Raw genomic sequence first — 26,028 nt, forward strand, 5'->3', positions numbered from 1 at the left:
GTTCCCTGATGTCGGTCGAGTTCATCGGCTTTGTCGCAAACAGCAACGCTTCCGAGACCATCGTGCGCCAGGGGCCGGTGCTCGATCCGCATTATATCGAGACGGTGGCGAAGGCGCATGAGCTTGCCGGTTTCGACCGCGCGCTGCTCGCGTTTCATTCGACCACGCCTGACGCGCTCCAGATCGCCCAGCACGTGCTGACCATCACCAAGAATCTCAAGGTGATGATCGCGCAGCGCCCGGGCTTCACCGCGCCGACGCTGCTGGCGCGCCAGCTTGCCACGCTCGATCAGCTCTATGGCGGCCGCGTCTCGCTGCACGTCATCACCGGCGGCAACGCGATCGAGCTCAGGCAGGACGGCAACACGCTCGACGACAAGGACGAGCGCTATGCCCGCACCAGCGAATTCCTCGACGTCGTGCGGCTGGAATGGACCAGCGAGAAGCCGTTCAACTACAGCGGCAAGTACTACACCGTCGAGAACGGCTTTTCGCAGGTGAAGCCGCTGCAGAAGGGCGGCATCTACACCTTCGTCGGCGGCGGCTCCGATGCCGCGATCGAGGTCTCGGGCAAGCATGCCGACACCTTTGCGCTGTGGGGTGAATCCTATGCGCAGGTGCGCGACGTCACCGCGCGCGTGCGTGCGGCAGCCGCGAAGCACGGGCGGCCGAGCCCCCGCTTCAGCCTCTCGGTGCGGCCGATCCTCGCCGATAGCGAGGAAAAGGCCTGGCAGAAGGCCGAGTCGATTCTGGAGCGCGCCACCGCGCTGCAGGACCAGACCGGCTATCGCCGGCCCAATCACGCAACCGAGGGCGCCAAGCGGCTGCTGGCGGCGGCCGATCAGGGCGCGCGCATCGACAAGCGGCTGTGGACCGAGATCGCGAAACTCACCGGCGCCAACAGCAACACCACCGCGCTGGTCGGCACGCCCGAGCAGGTCGCCGAGGTCTTCGCCGACTATTACGATCTCGGCGTCAGCCACTTTCTGATCCGCGGCTTCGATCCGCTTCCCGATGCCATCGACTATGGCCGCGAGCTGATCCCGCTGACGCGCAAGCTGATCGCCGAACGCGACCAGCAGCGGGGGATCGCGGCGGAATGATCCGGTTCATCATTGCTGCAGCGCTCGCATTTGCGGGTGCCGATCTCGCAGCTGCGCAGACCACGCTGCGCGTTGGCGACCAGAAGGGCAATTCGCAGGCCGTGATGGAAGCGGCAGGCGTATTGAAGGATGTGCCCTACAAGATCGAGTGGAAGGAATTTCCGGCGGCCGCGCCGCTGCTGGAAGCGCTCAGCGCCGGTGCGATCGAGACCGGGCTCGTGGGCGATGCTCCCTTCACCTTCGCCGCCGCCTCCGGCGCGCCCGTGAAGGCGATCGCCGCGATCCGGCAGACGCGCGAAGGGCTCGCGATTCTCGTGCCCGAAAATTCGCCGATCAAGAGCTTCGCCGATCTCCGCGGCAAGAAGATAGCAACCGGCCGCGGCTCGATCGGGCATCAGCTGATTTTGGCCGCGCTCGAGAAGAACGGCTGGGCTGCGAGCGACGTGCAGATCGCGTTCCTGGCGCCGTCGGACGCCAAGATCGCCTACACGCAAGGCTCCGTCGATGCGTGGTCGACCTGGGAGCCTTACGTCAGCCAGGAGGAGGTGCTGTTCAAGTCACGCCGCGTCATCACGGCGGAAGGCCTGACGCCGGGCCTGAGCTTCCAGGTGGCGCGGCCCGACGCGATCCGCGACAAGCGCGCAGAGCTGACCGACTTCATCCGCCGCCTCACCGTAGCGCGGGCGTGGTCGCTGACCAATGCCAACGGTTATGCCGAGACCTGGGGCAAGCTGATGAACATCCCGACCGCGGTCCCGCAGAACTGGCTCTCGCGCGCAAAGATCCGCATCGCGCCGATCGACGACGGCGTGGTCGCGGACGAGCAGAGCACGATTGATCTCTACTTCCGCTGGGGCCTGATCAGGCAGAAGCTCGTTGCTGCCGAGATCGTCGACCGATCTTTTGCGGATGCCATCGCGAAGGCGGGGTTGTAGCGAGCACTTTCCCTCTCCCCTTGTGGGAGAGGGTGGCTCGCCGCGCAGCGGCGAGACGGGTGAGGGGTTCTGTCCGCAATCACGTTTCTGACATCTTGAACTCGCGGATGCATACCCCTCATCCGGCGCTCCACCTTCTCCCAAAAGGGGAGAAGGGAAGCAACAACGCACGCAGAGCCTTCCTCGAAATGTTCGTTCTGCATTTCACAGACGCAGCAACATCGACATTTCTATTTGCACCACCTCCCTTGCGCCGCGCCCCACTCCGTCAAAAATCACTCAGACGACCACATCGGGAGACCGGCCATGGGCCTGCAAGAAACAAAAATCGAATCGCTTCCCTTCGTCACAGCTGAACTCAACTACCTCGCGCCGGTATCCGGCAAGCCGCGCACTTATGCCTTCGATCCGCCGCCGGGCGAGCCGAAGAGCACCTCGCTGCCGGAGCCGCATCAGGTCCCGATTTTCGATGCGCGGCTGATTGCGGACAATGTCTCGCTCGATCGAGAAGGTTTTGCGCTGGTACGCCATCCCAACCAGGTGAAGGACTTTTACAACGACGAGGAAATCCGCACCGTCTACTACCCCGCCGTCGAGGCCTTCCTGCGCGCGACACTGAAGGCCGATCGCGTTTTCATATTCGACCACACCGTGCGCAAGCGCGTCGAGGGTGCTCCGGATATTCGCGACGGTGGCCCACGCCAGCCCGCGACGCGCGTCCATGTCGACCAGACCGCCGTCTCCGGCGCCAACCGTGTACGCGAGCATCTGCCCGACGAAGCCGAGGAGCTGCTCAAGGGCCGCGTCCAGGTGATCAATCTCTGGCGGCCGATCCGCGGTCCCTTGCGCGATTCACCGCTCGCGATGGTCGATGGCACCACGGTTTCTCCCGACGATCTCGTCGCCTCAGACCTGATCTATCCCAATCGTCGCGGCGAAACCTATTCGGTAAAATACAATCCGAACCATCGCTGGTTCTATTTTCCGGAGATGACGGCGGATGAGGCGCTGCTGCTCAAATGCTATGATTCAGCAACCGACGGCCGCACCCGTTTCGCTCCGCACACCGCCTTCGTCGATCCGACCACGCCGGCCGATGCTGCGCCCCGCGAGAGCATCGAGGTGCGCACGCTGGTCTTTCACAAACAGTAACAATGTGTGATGGCACTGCCGGGCATCGCCCGGCAGTTCCCGGAACCAAGTGGAACCGGGCGGCGTTGCCGCGCGGGCCAGGGCCAATCGGGAGCGGTGCCGTGCGAGCGCAGCCGACACTATTGTATTGTCTGACCACTTTCTCGCTTTCTGCATTTTCCATCGCCCACGCCGAAAGCGGACTTGCCTCATATTACGGATACGGGAAGGCCGCGAGGAATGGCGAGCTGACCTGCGCGCACCGGACGCGTCCGTTCGGCAGCGTGCTCAGGGTGTCCTACAGCGGGCGGACGATTCAATGCCGCGTCAATGATCGCGGTCCCTTCATCCGCGGCCGCATCGTCGATCTCTCGGTGCCCGCCGCCCGCGCGCTCGGCATGATGAGCGCAGGCGTGGTGCGGGTCTCGGTGGAATAGGCTTGCAAGCGCGCTATAGTGCCGCCCAAAGCAAGGGGCGGGGAGCGCTATGGCAAGGATCAAGGTCGGACTCGTCGGCTGCGGCTTCGTGTCGGAGCTGCATATGCATGCGTTCCGGCGCGTCTACGGCGTCGACGTCGAGGTTGCGGCGGTCGCTGCGCGCGGCGATCACGTCGTCGAATTTGCTGCCCGTCATGACATCCCGCGGGTCTATCGCAGTTTTGCGGAATTGATCGCAGACCGCGCGCTCGATGTCATCGATATCTGCACGCCACCCAATCTTCATGCCGGGATGATCGTCTCCAGCATGCAAGCCGGCAAGCACGTCATCTGCGAAAAGCCGTTTGCCGGCTATTTCGGCCGTAAGGGTGACAAGCAGCCGATCGGCAAGCACGTGCCGAAGGCGCTGATGTATGAACGCGTGCTGGAGGAGATGAACGCCACCCGCGCCGCGATCGAGCGCACCGGCAAACTCTTCATGTATGCCGAGGACTGGATCTACGCGCCAGCCGTGACCAAGACCGCCGAGATCCTCAAGGCGACAAAGGACAAGATCCTGTTCATGAAGGGCGAGGAGAGCCATTCCGGCTCGCACGCGGCGCATGCCGCGCAATGGGCGATGACCGGCGGCGGCTCGCTGATCCGGATGGGCTGCCATCCGCTCTCGGCCGTGCTCTATCTCAAGCAGGTCGAAGCGAAGGCGCGTGGAGAGACCATCAAGGTTGCAAGCGTCACCGGCGATGTCGGCAACGTCACGGCTGGTCTCAAGCCGGAGGAGCGGACCTACATCAAGGCCAATCCGGTCGATGTCGAGGATTGGGGCACGCTGACGGCGACCTTCTCCGACGGAACCAAGGCCACGGTGTTCTCCGGCGACATGATCATGGGCGGCGTGCGCAATCTGATCGAGACCTACACCAGCGGCGGCTCGTTGTTCGCCAACATCACCCCCAACACGCATCTGATGAGTTACCAGACCAGCGAGGAGAAGCTCGCCTCTGTCTACATCACCGAGAAGGTCGACCGCAAAACCGGCTGGCAATATGTCTGCCTTGAGGAGGAATGGACGCGCGGCTATCTCCAGGAGATTCAGGATTTCATGGAATGCGCCGCCACGGGACGCCAGCCGCTGTCGGACCTCGCGCTGGCGTACGAGACGATCAAGGTGAACTATGCCGGCTATTGGGCGGCGGAAGAGGGACGGCGCGTGGTGTTGTAGCGATTGGTTCGCTGAACTAGCTGCAATGTACACTGCGATCCTTCTCCCCTTGTGGGAGAAGGTGGCGCGAATGTACCAATCCATCCGCTGGACACGAAGCGCCGGATGAGGGGTTGTCTCCGCGAATTCGAGCGTGAGAGATTCACGTGCGGAGAGAGACCCCTCACCCGTCTCGCCGCTATCGCGGCGAGCCACCCTCTCCCACAAGGGGAGAGGGGAAGACGGCGCCGAGGTGCCGCGAGCTGTTTCAGCACATTCATTGCTACGTCCCGTAAGTCGAGCCCTTCGGCAGCGGAAACACCGGATCCTGGGTGCGGATGTTGGTCGGCCACACCACCGAGATGTGCTCGCCCGCGTTCTGCATCACCACCGGCGTCGAGCGTTCGTTCTGGCCGGAGAGCGGCGTGCCCGGCGGGAAGAATTTTACGCCGTATCCCTGGATAGTGCCGCCGGCGGGGATGTCGACGTCGAGCGCGGCCTTGCGGATCGCTTCGGGCTCGAAGCTGCCGTACTTCTCTTTCGCCACCGGCAGCACGTTGTTGAGCAGCACCCAGGTCTGGTTGCAACCCATCGAGCAGTGCGGCGGCACGTCGGTCGCGCCGGTCTTGGCCTGGTAGCGCGTAACCATGGTCTTGATGAGATCGCCTATGCCAGGCGCGAGCTTCGACGGATCGAGCAGTTGTGCCGGCACTGGATCGATGTTGCAGAAATTGTCGATGTCGGCGCCGAAGGTCGCGCGCAGCTTGTCGAGCTGGCTGTAGCCGGCGCCGGCGCCGAACAGCATCTTGAAGCGCAGGCCGCTCTCGCGCGCCTGGCGCAGGAACAGGGTGATGTCAGGGTTGTAGCCGGCATGCGAGATCACGTCGGCTTTGGCGCGCTTGATCTTGGTCACGAGCACCGAGAGATCGGGCGCCGCGGCCGAATAGCCTTCCTTCAACACGATCTGGAGCCCGGCCTCCCTGGCATAGGCCTCGTCCGCGGCGGCGACTCCGACGCCGTAAGGGCCATCCTCGTGGATCAGTGCGATCCGGACGTCCTTCGGCTCCATGCCGAGCCTCGCCTTGGCGTGCTCGCTCATGAAGCCGGCAAAGGCCTGGCCGTACTGGTCCGAGTGGATTTGCGCGCGAAACACATATTGCAGGTTCTTGTCCTTGAACACGGCCGTCGAGACCGCGGTTGTGATCCAGAGGATTTTCTTCTGCTGCTCGACCTTCGCGGCCATTGGCACCGCATGCGCGCTGGAATAGACGCCGTTGATGATGTCGATCTTCTCCTGGCTGATCAGCCGTTCGGCTTCGTTGATGGCGACATCAGCCTTGCTCTGGGAGTCGGCCGCAACCGGCACGATCTTGGTCTTGCCGCCGATGCCGCCCTTCTCGTTGACGAGATCGATGGCGATCTGGGCGCCGACCGAGGAGGCGACCGAGCCGCCGGCGGCAAATGGTCCGGTAAGATCGTAGATCAGGCCGATGCGCAAAATCTCGGCTTGCGCCTGGGCCCGGGTCCAATCGAGGCTGAGCGTGGCGGCGGCAGCCGCCGTACCCTTCAGCAGCTGCCTGCGTGAAGTCGGCATCCTATCCCTCCCTCCGAACCGTCGTTTGCGACTGGTTTTATGTTTTTTGGCGAGTATTTGGAGGGCGCTCGTGAAAGTCAACATGCACCGCACCAGGCAGATCGCGGCCGTGCGTGGATCAGATCGGCATTTTTCCCTGAGTATCATTCTTTTTGTGGAGCGCTCAGGAAGAGACCGCTCCGCTGTCCCTCACCACGGATCGTTCCGTTGCCTGCATCATGCGCGGACGCGAACATCCGCTTGTCGCGCGTGTGCTTTCAGCTTCGGCCCGACGCGACGTCGTCTCCCGCAATCGTGATGGTCTCGCTCCCGCGCGCTCGCCGCAGGCCAGGCTTACGACCGGCATTCGGCTTGTGCGCATCGGAGATTGCGTGCCATCCTAGCGGGGTAAGTTGCACGGGAAGCCCAATTCCCGGCTTGGCCATCGTGCCGCGTTAAGGGTCGAAACAAAAGCTCAGGGAGAAGAGACATGGTGTGGACGCTTCGTTTTGCGGGGCTCGCTTGCGTTGGCCTGTTGCTGTCCCCGGTCAGTGCCTTGGCAGGGCCGAAGGTCGTGTCCGGTCCGGGCGCCGATCCGGGTTGCTTCAAGCCCTGGTCCGCCCAAACCAAGTTCTTCCAGTGGGACAAGAAGCCTGGTCCCTACAAGATCGCGCTCGTCAACGGCTTCGTCGGCAACACCTGGCGCATCCAGATGGTGAAGACTGCAAAGGCCTTCGCCTCGCAGCCGGGCATCAAGGAGAACATCAAGGAGTTCAAGGTCGTCTCGACCGGCACCGATGTTGCAGCGCAACTCGGCGCGATGGAGGACTTCATCAATCAGGGTTTTGACGCCATCGTCACCATCGCGGTGGCCCCCGATGGCTTCGACCGCATTATCCGCCTCGCCGACAAGAACAATGTGGTCGTGGTGCCCTTCGACAACGTCCTCGACACCGACAAGGTGATGATGGTCAACGAGGACCAGAAGGAAATGGGCCGCATGTCGGCGAAGTGGCTCATTGATGAGAGCGGCAAGAAGGCGGGCGACATCCTCGAGGTCCGCGGCCTGCCGGGCAATTCGGTCGACCGGGACCGCCATCTCGGCTTCCGCGAGGTCATGGAAGCGCCGGGCAACAGCTTCAAGATCACCGAAGTGGTCGGCAATTGGGATACCGGCACCTCGCAGAAGGTGACGGCGGACGCGCTCGCGGTGCACGGCCATTTCGACGGCGTGTTCACGCAAGGCGGCTCCGATGGCACCGTGCAGGCGATGATGTCGGCGAAGCATCCCTTCGTCCCGATGTCGGGCGAGGGAGAAAACGAGTACCGCAAGCAGATCGCCGATCACGCCAAGGACGGGCTCAAGGGCATGTCCTATGGCCAGTCTCCGGCGCTGGTCGCCATCGCCACCAAGGCGGCGATCTCTGCGCTGCAGGGCAATGTGATGCCGCAGCTCATCTCGATCCCGATCCCGGTCGCGACCTATAAGGATCTGAAGCCCGGCACCAACTACTGGCCGGACCTCAACGCAAACTTCTTCGCGCCGAACCAGTTCACGCCCTGCGGCGTCAATTTCACGGCGCCGGAGATCATGTCGCAGAGCGAGAAGAACACCCAGTGAGCGCACCGGAGATGTTCCGGTTGCGGCCCGGCCTTGGCCGGGCCGCTGCTGCGTGAGCCCGCCATGCCGGACGCTACTCTAAGCCAATCCGCCTTCCTCACCCTGTCCGGAATCTCCAAGCGTTACGCCGGAGTGCGGGCGCTCGAAGGCGTCGACTTCGCATGCGAGCGCGGCAAGATCCACGCGGTGCTGGGCGAGAACGGCGCCGGCAAGTCGACGCTGATCAAGATCATCGCCGGCGTCGTCCAGCCCGATACCGGCACCATGCGGCTCGGCGGACACGATGTGACCTTCGCGACACCGTCCGCCGCCAATGCAGCCGGCGTCGTCTGCATCTTCCAGGAATTGTCGTTGATGCCCGACCTCTCGGTCGCGGACAACATCTCGATCGCGTCGCCGCCGCGCCGCTTCGGCCTCATCGACGCGCGGGCGCAGCGCCGCCGCGCCGAGGAGCTGCTGGCCGAGATCGGATGCGAGGACGTCAATCCCCTGATGCGCGTGCGCGACCTGCCGCTGTCGCGCCGCCAGGTGGTGGAGATCGCCAAGGCGCTCGGCAAGAAGCCGCAGCTCTTGATCCTCGACGAAGCCACATCGGCCCTCACCAGTGCCGACGTCGAGAAGGTGTATGCCATGCTGGCACGGCTCAAGGCCGAGGGCGTTGCCATTCTCTACATCTCGCACCGGATGCACGAGGTCGAGGCGCTGGCCGACCGTGCTTCCGTGTTCCGCAACGGGCGTCATATCGAGACCTTCGACCAGGGCAGGAGGTCGACCGCCGATATCGTTCAGCTCATGATCGGGCGCGACATTGCCACCCAGTATCCGCCCAAGCCCGTGCGCGGATCGCCGAAGCCGATGCTGGCTGTCGATCATCTGAGCTGGGACAAAAGCCTGGATCGCATCTCGCTCCGCGTCGGCGCCGGCGAGATCGTCGGCCTCGGCGGGCTGGACGGCCAGGGCCAGAAATCCCTGCTGCTGGCGCTGTTCGGCGTCTTGCGTGGCGTTTCCGGGCAAATCACCGTCGAAGGCCGCGAGGTGCGTCCGGGCTCGCCGGCGGCGGCGAAGTCGGTCGGCATCGCGCTCGTGCCGGAGGACCGCAAGACCGAAGGCCTGATGCTGCCGATGTCGATATCGGACAATCTGGTGATCGCCTCGCTCGACGCGATCTCGACCGGACCTCTGGTCGACCGCGCGCGCGAGACCGATGCGATCAAGCGCGCCATCGCGCGGCTGCAGATCAAGATCGGCGCGCCCGGCGACGCCGTCGCCACGCTCTCCGGCGGCAACCAGCAGAAGGTCGTTCTCGCCAAATGGCTGATGACCGATCCCAAGCTCATCCTGCTCAATGATCCCACGCGCGGCATCGACGTCGGCACCAAGCAGGAGCTTTACCGGCTGATGCGCGAGCTCGCCGACCAGGGCGCTGCCATCCTGTTCTACTCGACCGACTATGACGAGCTCATCGGCTGCTGCGACCGGGTGGCGATCATGTATGACGGGCGCATCGTGCGCGAGCTTGAAGGTGATGAGCTCACCGAGACCAACATCATCGCCAGCGCGCTCAACATCGACGCCGCGACGCCGGACACATCCGGAGCCGTCCATGCTTGACGATGTCGCTATCAGGATTCGCCAGAACATCGGCATCGTCACCGCCGTCCTGTTGTTCTCCATCCTTTATCTGCTCTACAACCTCGCCCACCCCAAGGGCTTCTCGTCGGCGGTTCTGGTGCAGAACGGCGACGAGATCTTTGCACTCGCCATGCTGGCGATGGCGCAGACCGTGCCGGTGCTGGCGTCGGGGCTGGATCTCTCGGTTGGCGCCGTCATGACCATGGTGGGGTGTTTCGCGAGCTACCTGCTCACGGGAGCGGCGGGGGGCAGCCCGTTGCATCTCGAGATCTTCGGCCTGCATCTCGGCCTTGGTATCTTTCCCGGCGGCGTGAGCGGCATCCTGCTCGGGATCGTCATATGTCTTGCGACCGGCGCACTGGCCGGCTTCGTCAATGGCTGCATCGTCGTTTATGGGCGCATCCAGCCGATCATTGCGACGCTTGCGACCGGGGCGGTCTATATCGGCATCGCGCTGTTCCTGCGGCCGACGCCGGGCGGCAAGATCGACGAGGATCTCAACTGGGCGCTGACCAACTCGCTCGGGGATTTCGCCGCGACCGTCCATATCTTCGATGATGGCGGAGCCGGCTGGTTTGGGCCGGTGGCCTGGATCCCGGTGCCGTTCGTGCTGCTCGTCCTGATCGCGCTCCTGGTCTGGGTGCCGTTCCGCCGCTCCGTGCTTGGCCGGGCCGTCTATGCGGTCGGCTCGGCCGAAGGCGCAGCCTACATGTCCGGCCTTCCGATCGAGCGTGCCAAGATCGCGGCCTTCACGCTCGCCGGCTTCTTCGCTGGCTGTGGCGGCCTGTTCCTCGCCATCCAGACATCCTCAGGCAATGCCGACATCCCGCAGGCCGGCGCCTACACGCTCAACTCGATCGCCTCCGTCGTCATCGGAGGGACCTCGCTGCTCGGCGGGACCGGCAGCGCGATCGGCTCGATCTTCGGTGCGATGGTGCTGCGCGTCATCTCGTTCTTCTTCCGCATCTTCGACATCGCCCCGCTGTTGCAACCGCTGTTCGAGGGCCTGATCCTGCTGGCGGCGGTCAGCATCGGCGCGCTCGGCGTGCTGCGCGTCAAGAATACGCTGGAGCTGTTCCGATGAGTTCGGCCTCCCTCAGTCTCTCTCGCGATGACCGCCCGATCCTGATCGCGGCCCTGTTCATCCTCGTCATCCTGGTGGCGGGGACGATCTATACTTTTGCGCGCTTCGGCAGTGCGCCGCTGTTGTCACCGGCCTATTTGCTGCAGCAGCTTCAGATCGGCGCCTTCCTCGGCATCGTGGCCGCCGGGATGATGCTGGTGATCCTGATCGCCCAGATCGACCTGTCGGTGCCGTGGACGCTCGCCGCGGCCGCGATGATGGCGACAACGATCGGCGGCTCGCTCGCGATTCCGGTCGGGCTTGGGGTCGGGCTTCTGGTCGGTCTCGTCAACGGCATCGGGGTTGCCTATCTGCGCGTGCCCTCGATGATCTTCACGCTTGGCGTCAACGCGGTGATGCGCGGCCTGATGGTCGCCCATACCGGCGGCTACGCGCCGCAGACCGGCGCCACCGACCTGATGCGGATGCTCGCCGGCGACCGCACGCTCGGCATTCCCAACGCCTTGTTCGTCTGGATCGCCGTGTCGGTACTTGTCACGATTGTTCTGCAGCGCACGACGCTTGGCCGCTACGTCTATGCCATCGGCAACAAGGAGGCGGCCGCGTATCTGGCCGGCGTCGATACCCGCCGCATCACCGTGATCTGCTTCGTTCTGTGCGGTGTCGCAGCCGCGCTCGCCGGCGTTCTGCTCGCCGGCTACTCCACCAAGGCGTATCAGGGCATGGGGGATGCCTATTTGCTGCCGTCGATCGCGGCGGTCGTGATCGGCGGCACCAACATCCTTGGCGGCCGCGGCCGTTATCTCGGGACACTGATCGGCGTCGTGCTGATCGTGCTTCTCAACAGCGTGCTGTCGATCATGGACATGCCCGAGGCCGGTCGCCAGGTGATCTATGGCCTCGTCATCATCTTCATGCTGCTGGTCTACGGGCGCGGCGAACGTGTCACGAGTTGACGCGACACGTTCTGCTGGGTTGCGATCGCGCCCCTACACCGCCGCCCGTGTATTGAGGTAGATCGAATACAGCGAGGTCTGTCCGCAGATGTAGAGGCGGTTGCGGCGCGGGCCGCCGAAGCAGACATTGGCGACGATCTCGCCGATCGGGACCGTACCGAGATGCGTGCCATCCGGCGCATAGCAGAACACGCTGCGCCCCGCCGACGTCCAGATGTTGCCATGGATGTCGCAGCGGAAGCCGTCATAGAGCCCGTCCGGGCAGGTGGCAAACAGCGAGGCTTCCCCGACTGTCTGCCCCTTGACCTGATAGGACCAGATCGTCGGCGGAAGCCCGCGGACATGGGTGGCGCCGGTGTCGGCGACATAGAGCAGGGTTTCGTCCGGCGAGAAGGCCAGCCCGTTGGGCTGCACTCGGTCGGACACGACGCGCGTGATGGCGCCGGAACTACCGTCGATCCGGTAGACGTTGGAGGCGCCGATCTCGGACGGACTTTGTTGCCCTTCATAGTCGCTGTCGATGCCGTAGGTCGGATCGGAGAACCAGATCGAATTGTCCGACTTGACCGCGACGTCGTTGGGCGAATTCAGCCGGCGGCCCTCGAACGCATCCGCCAGCACGGTGATCGAGCCATCGTGCTCGGTCCGGGTGACGCGCCGCATGAAATGCTCGCAACTGACCAGCCGCCCCTGGCGATCGGTGGTGTTGCCGTTGGAATTGAAGCTCGGCGCGCGGAACACCGACACCGATCCGTCGGTCTCGTCGAAGCGCATCATCCGGTTGTTCGGAATGTCGGACCAGATCAGGTAGCGCCCGGCCGGAAAATAGGCGGGGCCTTCGGCCCAGCGGCAACCGCTGGTGAGTTTCTCGAGATTGACATGGCCGATGACGAGCCGCTCGAAGCGAAGGTCGTGCGCGACATAAGGGAGCATGGGTCCTCCTTGATGGCCGCAGATTCTTGGAGTTGCCTGCGTGCACCCTTACTGTGAGCGACCCTGCCGAATTTGCAAGCGGGCTTCACTTCAGGGGCGCATCGAGCGAGAGATGAAATGCCCGGGACATCTAGCGCGAAGACGCGGTTCTGCCCGGGCATCACATCGTTGCGGTGGCCTTGTTCTGCTTTCTTACTGCGACAGCTTCACAAAGTTCGGAAACTTCAGCTTGCCTTCCGCGATCTTCTCCGGCCAGACCACGACCTGCTTCTGGTCCTGCCACTGGAAGACGAGGCCGGTCACCGCGCCCGCGCCGGACTTGATGCCGTGGGTGAACTCGTCGTCCTTGCCGTAGAACTTGATCTGGCCGATCGTGCCCTCGAAGTCGGTCTTCTCCATCTCGGCGACCATCTTGTCGGGATCGGTCGAGCCGGCGCGCTTGATGGCGTCGGTGATGATGTAGACCTCGTCATAGGCGGTGTAGCCGGTATAGGCCGGCGGCGTGCCGAACTTGGCGGCGAAGGCCGCCGCGAACGGCTTCGTCTTGGATGTGACGGCAACATCGGGCGTTGCGACGGCCAGTGACGGTACGCCGTCGGCAGCACCATTGGTATCCTTCCAGAAGGTCGGGCTCAGCGCCTGCGCGCTGATGCCGAACATCGGGATCGGCACCTGCTGGTTCTTCCACTGCACCGTCGGCTGCACGCCGACATGCGAGATGCCGGTGACGATCACATCAGGCTTCTTGCCTTCGATGTTATTGAAGATCGGCGTGAAGTCGGTGGTATCCGGCGAGAAGCGCACATGCTCGACCACCTTCAGCCCGGCCTTGGGCAGGCAAGCCTCGTAGCCGACATCGAGCGGCTTGGTCCAGGCGGCGTCCTCGCTCATGATCGCGACGGTCTTGAACTTGAGCTTGTCGACGAGGAGATCCTTCGCCGCGTCGCAGACGATCTGCGCTTGCGCGGCCGAGGTCAGGTAGCCATGGAAGGTGTACTTATTCTTCTCATAGTCGTTGTGGATCGCCTTGGTGATCTCGTTCGAGGCGGCGCCGGGCGTGATCAGCGGCATCTTCAGGCGCGCCGCCCAGGGCTCGAGTGCCAGCACGACCTCGCTGATATAGCTCGCGATCACCGCGGAGACCTTGTCCTCGCTCACCGCGCGCTGGAAGGCGCGCACCGAATCGGCCGAGGAGCTCTTGTTGTCATAGGTGACGATCTCGACCTTGCGGCCGAGGATGCCACCCTTGGCGTTGATCTCGTCGGCGGCAATCTGTGCGCCGCCCGGCGTCGCAGCACCCGCGATCGACTGCACCTCGGCGATGACGCCGATCTTGATCGGATCGTTCGATTGCGCGTGGGCGGGGGCGGCGAGGCAGAGCGCCAGCACGGAGGTGAGGAGGCCAGAGCTCAAAATGCTCGATGATCGCATGGTCGTTTCCCTTTCGCTTGTTTGTTGTTGATATGCGCGAGCTAAAGAAAATCGGCACCGGCTTCGCTCGCGAAGCGGCCGGGATCGCCCTCCCAGACGATCCTTGCGTGCTCCAGCACATAGACGCGGTCGGCATGAGGCAGCGCGAAGGTCACGTTCTGCTCGCCGAGCAGCACCGTGATCGACGTGGTCTGCCGCAGCTTCTCCAGCGCCTTGGACAACAGCTCGAGGATGACGGGCGCGAGGCCCAGTGTCGGCTCGTCCAGGATCAGGATCTGCGGCTGCATCATCAGCGCGCGTCCGATCGCGAGCATCTGCTGCTCGCCGCCGGACAGCGTCTGCGCCAGCTGGCCCTGGCGCTCCTTCAGGATCGGGAATAGCTCGAACAGCCAGGCGAGCTGTGCGGCGCGCTTGTCCTCGGTGAGATGTTGCCCGCCGAGATCGAGGTTCTCGCGCACACTCATCTCGCCGAACAGCTCGCGCGATTCCGGGCATTGCACGAGGCCGCTGCGGGCGATCTTCGCCGGGCTGGTGCCGCGGAGCTTTTCGCCGCCGCGGATGATCTCGCCGCTATAGGGCAAGAAGCCTGAGATGGTGTTGAACAGCGTGGTCTTGCCGGCGCCGTTGAGGCCGACAACCGAGACGAACTCGCCTTCATGGATGTGGATCGAGACATTCTCCAGCGCCTGCGCCTTGCCGTAATGGACGCTGACATTCTCGACCTGGAGCAGCGGCACCTTGTCCTTGAAGCCGGTCTCGGGCCGTGCATGGGTCGCGATGGCGCCGCCGAGATAGACCCGGCGCACGGTCTCATTCTTCATGACGTCGTCGGCCTTGCCGGTGACGATTTCCTCGCCGAGATACATCGCGAGCACGCGGTCGACCAGCGCCGCGACGCTTTTGACATTGTGGTCCACCAGCATCACCGCGCGGCCCTCGTCGCGAAAGCTGCGGATCAGGTCGGAGAAGACATCGACCTCGGCGCGAGTGAGGCCGGCGAAGGGCTCGTCGACCAGCACCACTTTTGGGTCCCGCGCGATTGCCTTGGCGAGCTCGAGCCGGCGTAGATCGGCGAAGGGCAGCGTCGGCGGCCGGCGGTTCATCACGTTGCCGAGCCCGACGCGATCGGCGATCCATTTGGCGCGATCGAGCAGCGCCTTGTCCGGAAACAGCATGAACAGGCTGTCCGGCAACAGCGCCACCATGATGTTCTCCAGCACCGTCTGCCGGTTCAGCGGCCGCGAATGCTGGAACACCATGCCAAACCCTTTGCGCGCGATCCTGTGCGCGGGCAGGCCGGCGACGTTCTCCCCCTCGAAGACGACTTCGCCCGCGGTCGGGCGCTCGATGCCCATCACGCTCTTCATCGCGGTGGATTTACCCGAGCCGTTTGGCCCGATCAGGCCAAAGATCTCGCCGCCATTGACCTCGAAGCCGAGGTTCTTCACCGCTGTCAATCCGCCGAAGCGTTTGGTCAGGCCACGGACTTCGAGCACGGGCCGGTTTGAAAGCCTCTGGTCCATTACGAGCGAGCCTCGCGCGAGAGGGCCGCTCCGAGGAAGCCGCCGGGGAAGAACAGCACGACGAGCAGCGCGACCGCCGAGACGATGAAGGTCGCGAGCTCGCCGGTGGGGCGCAGGAATTCGCCGGCGACGATCAGGAAGATCGCGCCGAGTGCGGCGCCGAGCACGGTGCGGCGGCCGCCGAGCACTGCCGACACGATCACGTTGACGCCGACCGCGACGTCGACGACGGTGCCGACCGAGGCGGTGCCGAAGTAGAACACCAGCAGCGCGCCTGACAGGCCTGAGAAGAAGGCGCTGACGATGAAGGCGGCGAGCTTGTGCTTGACGATGTTGAAACCGAGCGCGCCGGCCTGCACCGGATCCTGGCCGCTGGCTTGCAGCACGAGGCCAACCGGCGATTGCGACAGGCCGTAGAGGATCGCCGCCGAGATCGTCATAAAGCCGAGCGCGATCCAGTAATTGGCGCCGGCGTTGATGGTGATGACGTCGGGGATGGTCAGGCCGATCTCGCCGCCGGTGAGGTCGGCGAACACGACGATGAAGTTCTGCAGCATCAAGACCGCGACCAGCGTGGTCAGGCCGAAATACGGCCCGCGCACCCGGAGCGCGGGCAGCGCCAGCACGAGGCCGGCGATGACGGAGGCGAACGCGCCCAGCACGATGCAGAGATAGACCGACCAGCCGAACTGGGCATTGAGGATGCCGGCAGTGTAGGCGCCGACGCCGATCAGGAAGGTCGGTCCGAAATTGACCTCGCCCGCGAAGCCGAACAGCAGGTCCCAGGCCATCGCGAACACCCCGAAATAAAATGCGACGGTGAGGAGCCCGAGCACGTAGCCGGAGACATAGAGCGGCAGCGTGGCTGCGATGATCACGAGCGCCAGCGAGACGAAGAACAGCCGCGAGGTAAAGAAGCCCGCCATCTCAGCGCCTCCCCAGCAGGCCCTGGGGCCGGATATACATCACGAACACGAGCAGCAGCAGCGCCGGAATGGTGCGATAGGCCGGCGAGACCAGATAGGCCGTCAGCGTCTCGAGATAGCCGACCACGAAGGCCGCGATCAGCGAGCCGGAGACGCTGCCGAGGCCACCGAGCACGACGATCGAGAATGCGCTCGCGGTCAGCGGACCCACGCTGTAGGAGCTCACCCCTAAGAACATGCCTAGCAGCACGCCGGCGATGCCGGCGAGGATGCCGTAGATCGCCCAGACCACGATGTAGATGTTGGTGAGCTCGAGCCCGAGCAGGGTGACGCCGCGCGGGTTCATCGAGGCCGCCAGCACCGCCTTGCCAGTGCGGGTGCGGTTCACCAGCAGCCACAGCAGCGCGATGACGAGGCAGCACACGATCGCGGTAAAGATCTCGTTCTTCGGCGTGCGGACGCCGAGGATCTCGACGACGCCCTCGACGATCGGCAGCACGGTCTTGGCGTTGTTGGTGAAGAAATAGGCGATCAGCTCCTGGATCATGATGCCCCAGAGCAGCGTTCCCGTGAGGACGAAGATCTCCTTCTCCTCGTTCGGGATGCGCCGGGAATCCTGGATCGGCTTCACCACCGCAAAGTAGGTGGCGAACGCCGCGAGGAGGGCGACGCCGACCCCGATCAGCGCGCCGGCATAGGTGCCGACATTGAGCACGCTGGCGGCGGCCCAAGCCGCCACCGCTGCCGCCACCATGATGGCACCGTGGGAGAGGTTGAGCACGCCGGAGACGCCGAAGATCAGTGTGAAGCCGGTGGCGCCGAGAGCGTAGAGAGCGCTGATGGCAAAGCCATCGATCAGAATCTGGAAAGCTCGCATCTATGATTGGCCAGGAGTCTCACTAGAGGAAAAGGTGCTGCGGAGGGCCACAAGTGGAAGCTCCCGGGAAGTGATCCCGGGAGCATGTCGGATCAGTTGCTGAGCTTGATGAAGCTCGGGAACTTGATGTCGACCTTGGCGACGTCCTTGGGCCAGACCGCGCTCTGCTTGCCGTCCTGCCATTGCAGCATCAGACCGGTGATCAGGCCCTTGCCGTATTTGATCGAATGCGTGAACGGATCGTCCTTGCCGTAGAACTGGACGCGGCCGATCGTACCTTCCCAGTCGGTCTTCTCCAGCGCCTCGACCAGCTTGTCGGCATCGGTCGAGCCGGCGCGCTTCACGGCGTCGGCGATGTAATAGACCTCGTCATAGGCGGTGTAGCCGGCATAGGAGGGATAGTTGCCGAACTTCTTCTTGAAGTTCTCCGCGAACGGCACCGACTTCGGCGTCACCGCGACGCCGGGCCCGGAGACGCCCTGATAGAGCACGCCTTCGGCGGCCTGGTTGGTGTCCTTGCCGAAGGTCTCGTTGGTCGCCTGCGAGGAGATGCCGAACATCGGGATCGGCACCTGTTGGTTTTTCCACTGCACCGTCGGCTGCACCCCGACATGCGAAATGCCGGTGATGATCACGTCGGGCTTGGCGCCCTCGATCTTGTTGAAGATCGGCGTGAAGTCGGTGGTGTCGGGCGAGAAGCGGATGTGGTCGAGCACCTTCAGCCCGACCTTGGGCAGACATTCCTCGTAGCCGACATCGAGCGGCTTGGTCCAGGCGGCGTCCTCGCTCATGATGACCGCCGTCTTCATGTGCATCTTGTCGACGAGCAGGTCCTTGGCGCCGTCGCAGACCGAGAGCGCCAATGCCGCCGAGGTCAGATAGCCGTGGAAGGTGTACTTGTTCTTCTCGTAGTCGGCGTGGACGCTCTTGCTGATCTCGTTGGAGGCGGCACCCGGCGTGACGAACGGCGTCTTTAGCCGCGAAGCCCAGGGCTCCAGCGCCAGCACCACTTCGCTGATATAGCTGGCGATGACCGCGTTGACCTTGTCCTCGTTCACCGCGCGCTGGAACGCGCGCACCGAATCTGCCGAGGAGGAGTGATTGTCGTAGCCGATGATCTCGATCTTGCGGCCGTCGACGCCGCCATTGGCGTTGATCTCGTCGGCGGCGAGCTGCGCCGCCTGCGGGATCGATGCGCCGGCGATCGCCTGCGCTTCCGCGATCACGCCGATCCTGATCGGATCGGCCGCAAAAGCCGGGCCTGACGCTGCCAACAATGCGCCGATGGCGACCGCACCAAGTGCACTTCGCAATGCACCAGAGAGTGCTTTATTCATGTTGTTCTCTCCCTTGAACCAAGCTTCTTTGAGCTATTGGGCGGGACTATAACGACGAGAGAATCCCCGGCAAGTGAAACTGTATTCAGGATTGTACGTTGGGGACTAAAGTCTAGCGCTTGCGCAAATATCGGGCAGAGCGGATCGATATTCCGCACGCAGGCATGCAGATTTCGGTGGCGGGCATGCATGAGCATTCGAGGCTACAAGAAAGGGTAGCTGAGCTGCTTAGCGCGATTGCAGCAGCGATGGATCGAGCGGCACGAGCCGGGCGGGATCGAACGGCGCGAGATCCACCTGACGCGTTCCGCCTTCGGCGATGAGCTGCGCCATGGCCTCGCCGGTCGCGGGCGCATTCAGGATGCCCCACACATTATGTCCGGTCGCGACGTAGAGACGGTCGCTCTGCGGCACCCGGCCGATCAGCGGCAGGCCGTCCTCGGTCACCGGACGGAAGCAGGCCTGCTGCGCGATGATCTTGTCAGGGCGAAACAGCGGCGACAGCCGCTCCGACATGGTTTGCAGGCGCGCAATCGCATCGCGGTCCGGCGTCACGGCCGCCGGATCGAGCGGCAGCGGCGCGATGTCGGACAGCGCCGTGATATGCGTGCTGCCGTCGGCGCGTGGAAAGACCTCGATCGACACGGCGCCGCCATCCGTCTCGCATTCCAGGAACAACGCATCGGCCGGCACGTTGGAGCCGAGGTCGTAGACGATGCTCGGGCTGCGCTGGCCATAGACAGCGGGCAGGCTCATCCATTGCGCCGCGAGCAGCGACCATGGTCCCATCGCAATCACGATGGCATCCGCTTCGATGGTGCTGCCTTCGACCTCGACACCTTTCGCGCGCGTCCCATGCGGATCGCGAACGATGCCGGTGACGCGGCCGGGGCGAAGCTCGGCGCCTTGCGCGAGCGCCGCCGTCATCACGGCCGACGTGAACTTTTGCGGATGAACGATCGCGGTCGTCTCGGTCGTGCCGATGCGCTGTGCGATGACGACGCCATCGCTGAGCCAGCCGAGTGCGGATGGCGCAGTCCGCCGCGGATCGCCATCGGACGCCACGTAGCCACCATATGCGCTCATCGGGCGGTAGCCCCAATCGCCCGCGATCTCTTCCGGCAGTTGCGCGTGAAGCGCAAAGCTGCGCCGCGCCAGCGCATCGAGCGGCGTGCCCGCACACCAGTCACATGCCAGAAAACCGCCGGCCTTGCCGGAGGCCGCGGCCGCCACTTCCGTCCGTTCGACGACGATGACATCGACGCCGAGGCGGCGGAGGAAATAAGCTGTGCAGACCCCGATCACGCCGCCGCCGCAGATCACAACGCGCATGGCTTTATCCCTGACCTGGGGCCTACCGTTGAGGAGACAACCTAGCTCGAATAGCCGCGTTCCAGGGCATGACGCTGCTGGTATCGCTCCAGCGCCAGATGGACGAGGCGCGTCAGCAGCTCTCCATACGGCACGCCCGAGGCCTCCATCATCTTCGGATACATGCTGATCGACGTGAAGCCGGGCAGGGTGTTGATCTCGTTGAAGCAGAATTCGCCGGTTTGCCGGTCGAGAAAGAAATCGACCCGCGCGAGGTCGCTGCATTCGAGGGCCGCGAACACTTGCACCGCGAGCGCGCGCACGCGCTCCATCTGCGCCGGGTCGAGCCTGGCCGGAAGATCGACGCGGGCGCCGTCGGGGTCGAGATATTTGGCCTCGTACGAATAGAATTCGTGATGGGCGTTCGGATTGAGCTCGCTGGCGACGCTCGCAAACAGCGTCTCGCCATCGAGCACCGCGACCTCGATTTCGCGCGCGTCGATGCCCTGTTCGACCAGCACCTTGACGTCATAGCGAAACGCATCATCGAGCGCCGTGCCGAGTGCATCCCACGTCTTGACCTTGTGAATGCCGACACTGGAGCCCATGTTGCACGGCTTGACGAACACCGGGAGGCTCAGCCCCTCGACCGCCTTGGCGAGAGACGCGGCGCGGTCCGCGGCGAAGGCCTTGCGGGTGAGCACGCGATAGGGCGCGACCGGAACGCCGGCGAATTCCGCGAGCCGCTTGGCGACATCCTTGTCCATGCTGACGGCGGAGGCGAGAACGCCCGAGCCGACATAGGCGACCTCGGCCAGCTCCAAAAGACCCTGCACCGTGCCGTCCTCGCAAAGGGGGCCGTGCATGACCGGAAACACGACGTCGATCTCGATCGGGCCTGTCGCGCTTTCGGAGATCGGCACGAGAACGCCACGTCCGTCAGCCCCTCGGGCGAGCCGCATCTCGGGTGCATCGGGCAAGATCGGCAAGGCCGCCTGCGCCGGATCGATCCTGGCAAGATCGTTCCACTGCCACCGGCCGGTCTTGTCGATGGAGACCGGGATCACCTCGAAGCGCGCGCGGTCGAGATGCCTGAGCACGGAGGCCGCCGATTTCAGCGAGACCTCATGCTCACCGGACCTGCCGCCATAGAGAACAACGACGCGAATTTTGTCTGCCATGGCTCAATTATCACGCGCCCTGTCTGGAAGTCACGTGTTGCCTGCGGAGAGGAGGGCGCGCACTCATGATTCGTCGACGCAGGCTCCTGAGATGCGTCAACCTCTATCGATCACCCAGCGGTTGACCGCCTGGTGAAAGTTGAGAGGGCCGGGGACGGTCATGTGCGTCTTGACGTACTTGAATCCCGCCTTCTGGAGCGCGCGGTTCGGCGCCACATTGAACGCATTGGGCTCACAGAAGAGTTGCTTTAGCTTTAGAGTCTGGAAATAGAGATCGACGGTCTGTCTGACACACGCGACGCCGATACCCTGCTGACGTTGAGAGGCATCGGTGATGTGAAGGTGCATGTTCGCCTGCTGGCCAACGCGGATCTTGTCGGCGGTCGAGAACCCCAACAGCCTGTCATCGTAAAGCCAGCTCACCAAAAGGCTGCTCCTCTGCTCGATGGGCTGGTCGAACATCTGCTCATAGAGCCGCTGCCATTGCGATGCCTGCGGCAGCCGCGACGGATCGACCCCGAGCATTTCCAAATGCTCCGGCGTCGCTGCGTGGAAATACTCAATGACCATTGCAGTTTCCGGCAAAGTCATTGGACGAACGGTGATGGTCACTTGGTTGTCCTTGCGAATGGTCGGATTCACGTCTGAGGCGCCAGCGGGGCACGCCGGCGCCTCGTTACAATTCAGCTCACGCCTGCTCAGCCCGGCCCCGCACCTTGCGTCGCGGTGAACACCGCGTAGAGCGACTGGCTCGCGGCCATGAACAGGCGGTTGCGCTTCGGTCCGCCGAAGCAGATGTTGCCGCAGACTTCCGGCAGTCGAATGCGGCCGAGCAGCTTGCCCTCCGGCGACCACACCGTCACGCCGTTATAGCCGACGGCGCGACCGGCATTGCTGGAGGCCCAGACGTTGCCGTTGACGTCGCAGCGCACGCCGTCGGGCCCGCACTTCACGCCGTCGATCACGCAATCGGAGAAGCTCTTCAGGTTGGACAGCTTGTTGTCGCTGCCGACATCGAACACGAAAATCTCGCCCTTGCCGCCGGGGCCGGTGTCGCCCGGTCCCTTGCCGGTCGACACGACGTAGAGCTTCTTGAAGTCGGGCGAGAAGCACAGGCCGTTCGGATCGGGCACCTGCTCCTCGGTGACGACGAGATCGACACGGCCGCTTGGATCGATGCGATAGCAATTGGTCGGCAGCTCGCGCTTGCCAGGTGTAAAGCCGGCCGGCTGTCCGATCCGCGGGTTGAGCTTGCCGGGCGCATTGCTCGGTCCGCCCGCCGCATCGGGCTCACCTTCATAGAGCTGGCCGCCATAGGGCGGATCGGTGAACCAGTAGCTGCCGTCGGGATGCGCGACGACATCGTTCGGCGAGTTCAGCCTCTTGCCGTTGTAATTGTCGCACAGCACGGTGGCGGTGCCGTCATGCTCGTAGCGCGTCACCCGCCGGGTCAGATGCTCGCAGGAGAGCTGACGGCCCTGGAAGTCGAACGAGTTGCCGTTGGAATTGTTGGAGGGCGCCCGGAATACGCTGACGCGGCCGTCGTCCTCGCTCCAGCGCATCTGCCTGTTGTTGGGAATGTCGCTCCAGAGCAGATAGCGGCCTTGCGCGCTCCATGCCGGACCTTCAGCCCAGAGCACGCCGGTGTAGAGCCGCTTGATCGCGGTGTTGGGTTGCGCGAGATCGTTGAAGGACGGATCGACCGCGATGATATCGGGGTCCCAGAAATAGGTGGTCGGTGCGCCGCGGGGGCCGAAGTCGCGCGGCGGTGTGGTGATCGTCGTCGGCGGGGCGGCAGGTCCGGTCTGGGCCAGCGCGGCGCCCGTTCCGGCGAACGTGGCCGCGGCACCGAGCGCAAGTCCCTGCACTAGCGTTCGTCGTGAAAGCGCAACATCCTGCTCACGCTGCTGTTGGCGTGTCATTCGCGTCCTCCCGGGTCATGTTCGGCTAGCCGGTTGATCCGGCCGAGCAAGTGCAAGGTTAGTCCCATTCATCCCCGGTTGCGAGGGCGGCCAGGAATATGTGTGAACCGCTGTTCGGCCCGGTGTGACGCGACAATTCGCGTGCCTTTGGGGAATTAACCGAGCCCCAGTTTGGGCCCCGTCAAGCCTTGACGTCGCCTCTATTGCTGCGCAGAAAACCTTGGGAGAAAGGCCGCAGCAAATGGTGCAGGGTGTCATTACATTGATCGTGTTGCTCGGGATCGCGTATGCGGCCGGCTATTTCACGCGCGATTTCCAGTCCCGCAAACGGCGTGCATTGGCTCGCCGCTCGGGCGGCTACAGGCAACCGGACTGGCTTAGCCCCACCGTTCCCGCCAACACCAACGAAACTCCGTCCCCCGCCCTCGGTGAACTCGGCCAGATGCTGGATCGCTGGGAAACCAGGGCCCGCTCGCGTCGCACGGGGTAGCTTTCTAGAGACAACAAGCTCGACCGTCATCCTTGCGTGACCGCGACGCGGTTGTCGCTGGAGGTATGCGCCCTAACAATGATGGTGAGCATGGCCCGCACTCACAAAAGCAATTCCGGCATTGCGAGCGAAGCGAGGCAATCCAGACTGCCCGTCGCTGAAAGACTCTGGATTGCTTCGCTTCGCTCGCAATGACGTTGAGGAAGTTGCGCGCAACACCTCCTATCGTCGTCCTCCCGAAAGCAGGACTGACTATCCAAGGCGGAAGTTTGGTGAAGACCGGTCGTTCAGACCGTCAGCCATCGATAGACCTTCGCGGCATGTTCCTGGCTTTCGCCGGGATGACACCGTGAAGCGGTGGGTCACCCATACTGACCATCTTTTGGCGTTGCAGTTGCGGCCATTTCTCGTCTAGAAACGACGCACTGAGCCTCCCGGCAACCAACCGTCAACGGTTTTGCCCGAGGATTTGGGGCTCAAAAGGGTCTGGCAATGCTGATTCGCGGCCAAATCGATGGGATTTCGAGGGAGGTGGCTCTGGCCGCCGCCACGATCCCGGCCGCGCTGCTGCCCACCCTCCTGATCGGCGGGCTTCTTCTTACTTGCCCCTGAGGGCCGGCTGGGCGCCACGCGCCTGGGCGCTCAGGGGTTGGTCGAGATCACCGGACACCTTAAGCGCCCAGCAGACTGTCGGCGCGAAAGCTCAAAAGGAAATTTGATAATGGCCCCCGCGAACAAGTCCGATAAGGACCGCGTCATCATTTTCGACACCACACTGCGCGACGGCGAGCAGTGCCCCGGCGCCACCATGACTTTCGAGGAGAAGCTCGAGGTCGCGGAACTGCTGGATGATATGGGCGTCGACGTCATCGAAGCCGGCTTCCCCATCACCTCCGAAGGCGACTTCCAGGCGGTGAGCGAGATCGCCCGCCGCTCCAAGAACGCCGTGATCGCCGGCCTGTCGCGTGCGCACCCGGCCGACATCGACCGCTGCGCTGAAGCCGTGAAATTTGCGAAACGCGGCCGCGTTCACACCGTGATCGCGACCTCGCCGCTGCACATGCGGGTGAAGTTGAACAAGACCCCGGAGCAGGTGCTCGAGACCTCGGTCGCGATGGTCGCGCGCGCCCGCAACCAGATCGACGACGTCGAATGGTCGGCCGAGGACGGCACCCGCAGCGAGATGGATTATCTGTGCCGCATCGTCGAAGCCGTCATCAAGGCCGGCGCCACCACGGTGAACATCCCAGATACCGTCGGTTACACCACGCCCGACGAATACACCCACTTCATGAAGACGCTGATCGAGCGCGTGCCGAACTCCGACAAGGCGGTGTTCTCCGTGCACTGCCATAACGACCTCGGCATGGCCGTGGCGAACTCGCTGGCCGGCGTGGTCGGCGGTGCGCGTCAGGTCGAGTGTACCATCAACGGCATCGGCGAGCGCGCCGGCAACGCGGCGCTCGAAGAGATCGTGATGGCGATCAACGTCCGCAACGACAAATTCCCGTTCTGGAACAAGATCGACACTACGCAGCTGACCCGCGCCTCGAAGGTGGTGTCGGCGGCGACCTCGTTCCCGGTGCAGTACAACAAGGCGATCGTCGGCCGGAACGCGTTCGCGCATGAGAGCGGCATTCACCAGGACGGCGTGCTGAAGGACGCCTCGACCTACGAGATCATGCGGCCCGAAATGGTCGGCCTGAAGCAATCCTCGCTGGTGCTCGGCAAGCATTCCGGACGCCATGCCTTCGTGCACAAGCTGGAGGAGATGGGCTACAAGCTCGGTCCGAACCAGCTGGAAGATGCGTTCACGCGGATGAAGGCGCTCGCCGACCGCAAGAAGGACATCTATGACGAGGACATCGAGGCGCTGGTCGACGAGGAGATGGCGGCGTCGCACGACCGCATCAAGCTGACCTCGCTGACCGTGATCGCCGGCACCCATGGCCCGCAGCGCGCGACCATGAAGCTCGACGTCGACGGCCAGATCAAGATCGAGGAGGCCGAGGGCAACGGTCCTGTCGATGCCGTGTTCAATTGCATCAAGCGCCTGGTGCCGCACGAAGCCAAGCTCGAGCTGTACCAGGTCCATGCGGTGACCGAAGGCACCGACGCGCAGGCGGAGGTGTCGGTGCGGCTGTCGCATGAGGGACGTGCGATGACGGCGCGGGCGGCGGATCCGGATACGCTGGTGGCGTCCGCAAAAGCCTATCTCGGCGCGCTCAACAAGATCGTCATGAAGCGCCAGCGCGACACCGTGACGACGGCCGCGGCAAGCTGAGAACGTAGGTCGTCATTCCGGGGTGATGCGAGGCATCGAGCCCGGAATCTCGAGATTCCGGGTTCGGTCCTGCGGACCGCCCCGGAATGACATCGCTGGTGGTGGCGAATAGCTGCCCTGCTAACGGCCAATAGCGGCTCAAT

Annotated in this window: 22 protein-coding genes; 11 read left to right on the forward strand and 11 right to left on the reverse strand. The window is 63.9% G+C overall.

Annotated elements, in window-relative coordinates:
• Positions 1-8 precede the first annotated feature (8 nt).
• The 5 genes from ABIC09_RS05225 (at position 9) to ABIC09_RS05245 (ending at position 4,825) form a co-directional block, all read left to right on the forward strand.
• Entirely contained in the window at positions 9-1,103 is a 1,095-nt protein-coding gene (locus ABIC09_RS05225) for an LLM class flavin-dependent oxidoreductase (RefSeq protein ID WP_354108605.1), read from the forward strand.
• On the forward strand, positions 1,100-2,038 hold the full coding sequence (locus tag ABIC09_RS05230; RefSeq protein ID WP_354108606.1) for an ABC transporter substrate-binding protein: 939 nt from the start codon (positions 1,100-1,102) through the stop codon (positions 2,036-2,038). Before ABIC09_RS05225 ends, ABIC09_RS05230 begins: the two co-directional genes overlap by 4 nt.
• Positions 2,039-2,344: 306 nt before the next feature.
• Positions 2,345-3,190 carry a CmcJ/NvfI family oxidoreductase gene (locus tag ABIC09_RS05235; protein WP_148753078.1) on the forward strand — a complete coding sequence of 282 codons (846 nt, stop codon included), beginning with the start codon at positions 2,345-2,347 and terminating at the stop codon, positions 3,188-3,190.
• 101 nt (positions 3,191-3,291) lie between these two features.
• The gene (locus ABIC09_RS05240; RefSeq protein WP_148753077.1) at positions 3,292-3,606 is read left to right on the forward strand and encodes a septal ring lytic transglycosylase RlpA family protein; all 315 of its coding nucleotides are present in this window, start codon (positions 3,292-3,294) and stop codon (positions 3,604-3,606) included.
• A 49-nt stretch (positions 3,607-3,655) separates the two neighbouring features.
• Positions 3,656-4,825: a Gfo/Idh/MocA family protein gene (locus tag ABIC09_RS05245; protein ID WP_354108607.1), complete on the forward strand. Its 1,170-nt coding sequence runs from the start codon at positions 3,656-3,658 to the stop codon at positions 4,823-4,825.
• A gap of 262 nt (positions 4,826-5,087) precedes the next feature.
• On the opposite strand, the gene ABIC09_RS05250 is transcribed toward ABIC09_RS05245, so the two are convergent.
• Positions 5,088-6,398, reverse strand: coding sequence for an ABC transporter substrate-binding protein (locus ABIC09_RS05250; protein WP_354108608.1), 1,311 nt, complete (start codon positions 6,396-6,398; stop codon positions 5,088-5,090).
• Positions 6,399-6,867: 469 nt separating this feature from the next.
• Between ABIC09_RS05250 and ABIC09_RS05255 the strand changes: the two genes are divergently transcribed.
• The 4 genes from ABIC09_RS05255 to ABIC09_RS05270 all read left to right on the forward strand — a co-directional run bounded on the left by ABIC09_RS05255 (position 6,868) and on the right by ABIC09_RS05270 (position 11,670).
• Entirely contained in the window at positions 6,868-7,998 is a 1,131-nt protein-coding gene (locus ABIC09_RS05255; RefSeq protein ID WP_354108609.1) for a sugar ABC transporter substrate-binding protein, read from the forward strand.
• Between the two features lie 63 nt (positions 7,999-8,061).
• Positions 8,062-9,609, forward strand: coding sequence for a sugar ABC transporter ATP-binding protein (locus ABIC09_RS05260; protein WP_354108610.1), 1,548 nt, complete (start codon positions 8,062-8,064; stop codon positions 9,607-9,609).
• Entirely contained in the window at positions 9,602-10,714 is a 1,113-nt protein-coding gene (locus ABIC09_RS05265; RefSeq protein ID WP_354108611.1) for an ABC transporter permease, read from the forward strand. The genes ABIC09_RS05260 and ABIC09_RS05265 overlap by 8 nt, the downstream gene beginning before the upstream one ends.
• A complete protein-coding gene (locus tag ABIC09_RS05270) occupies positions 10,711-11,670 on the forward strand; it encodes an ABC transporter permease (RefSeq protein ID WP_354108612.1) in 960 nt (319 codons plus the stop codon). Before ABIC09_RS05265 ends, ABIC09_RS05270 begins: the two co-directional genes overlap by 4 nt.
• 33 nt (positions 11,671-11,703) lie before the next feature.
• On the opposite strand, the gene ABIC09_RS05275 is transcribed toward ABIC09_RS05270, so the two are convergent.
• From ABIC09_RS05275 to ABIC09_RS05320, 10 genes are all read right to left on the reverse strand, one after another.
• Entirely contained in the window at positions 11,704-12,603 is a 900-nt protein-coding gene (locus ABIC09_RS05275; RefSeq protein WP_354108613.1) for an SMP-30/gluconolactonase/LRE family protein, read from the reverse strand.
• 192 nt (positions 12,604-12,795) lie between these two features.
• Positions 12,796-14,034, reverse strand: coding sequence for an ABC transporter substrate-binding protein (locus tag ABIC09_RS05280; protein WP_354108614.1), 1,239 nt, complete (start codon positions 14,032-14,034; stop codon positions 12,796-12,798).
• A gap of 41 nt (positions 14,035-14,075) precedes the next feature.
• The gene (locus tag ABIC09_RS05285) at positions 14,076-15,557 is read right to left on the reverse strand and encodes an ATP-binding cassette domain-containing protein (protein WP_354108615.1); all 1,482 of its coding nucleotides are present in this window, start codon (positions 15,555-15,557) and stop codon (positions 14,076-14,078) included.
• Positions 15,557-16,483, reverse strand: coding sequence for a branched-chain amino acid ABC transporter permease (locus tag ABIC09_RS05290; RefSeq protein WP_354108616.1), 927 nt, complete (start codon positions 16,481-16,483; stop codon positions 15,557-15,559). The genes ABIC09_RS05285 and ABIC09_RS05290 overlap by 1 nt, the downstream gene beginning before the upstream one ends.
• Position 16,484: 1 nt before the next feature.
• Positions 16,485-17,360: a branched-chain amino acid ABC transporter permease gene (locus tag ABIC09_RS05295; protein WP_354035330.1), complete on the reverse strand. Its 876-nt coding sequence runs from the start codon at positions 17,358-17,360 to the stop codon at positions 16,485-16,487.
• A gap of 92 nt (positions 17,361-17,452) precedes the next feature.
• Positions 17,453-18,697: an ABC transporter substrate-binding protein gene (locus ABIC09_RS05300; RefSeq protein ID WP_354108617.1), complete on the reverse strand. Its 1,245-nt coding sequence runs from the start codon at positions 18,695-18,697 to the stop codon at positions 17,453-17,455.
• Between the two features lie 228 nt (positions 18,698-18,925).
• Complete coding sequence (locus ABIC09_RS05305; protein WP_354108690.1) at positions 18,926-20,113, reverse strand: NAD(P)/FAD-dependent oxidoreductase; 1,188 nt, start codon at positions 20,111-20,113, stop codon at positions 18,926-18,928.
• A complete protein-coding gene (locus ABIC09_RS05310) occupies positions 20,071-21,189 on the reverse strand; it encodes a D-alanine--D-alanine ligase family protein (RefSeq protein ID WP_354108618.1) in 1,119 nt (372 codons plus the stop codon). Before ABIC09_RS05310 ends, ABIC09_RS05305 begins: the two co-directional genes overlap by 43 nt.
• 96 nt (positions 21,190-21,285) lie before the next feature.
• The gene (locus ABIC09_RS05315; protein WP_354108619.1) at positions 21,286-21,801 is read right to left on the reverse strand and encodes a GNAT family N-acetyltransferase; all 516 of its coding nucleotides are present in this window, start codon (positions 21,799-21,801) and stop codon (positions 21,286-21,288) included.
• Between the two features lie 86 nt (positions 21,802-21,887).
• Complete coding sequence (locus ABIC09_RS05320) at positions 21,888-23,111, reverse strand: SMP-30/gluconolactonase/LRE family protein (RefSeq protein ID WP_354108620.1); 1,224 nt, start codon at positions 23,109-23,111, stop codon at positions 21,888-21,890.
• Between the two features lie 244 nt (positions 23,112-23,355).
• Between ABIC09_RS05320 and ABIC09_RS05325 the strand changes: the two genes are divergently transcribed.
• A complete protein-coding gene (locus ABIC09_RS05325; protein WP_354035491.1) occupies positions 23,356-23,601 on the forward strand; it encodes a hypothetical protein in 246 nt (81 codons plus the stop codon).
• A 721-nt stretch (positions 23,602-24,322) separates the two neighbouring features.
• Positions 24,323-25,885 (forward strand): 2-isopropylmalate synthase, encoded by a 1,563-nt coding sequence (locus ABIC09_RS05330; protein WP_148755988.1) that lies wholly within the window; start codon positions 24,323-24,325, stop codon positions 25,883-25,885.
• The last annotated feature ends 143 nt before the right edge of the window (positions 25,886-26,028 follow it).

The sequence above is a fragment of the Bradyrhizobium sp. S3.12.5 genome, from assembly GCF_040548225.1.
GTDB classification, from domain to species: Bacteria; Pseudomonadota; Alphaproteobacteria; order Rhizobiales; family Xanthobacteraceae; genus Bradyrhizobium; species Bradyrhizobium cytisi.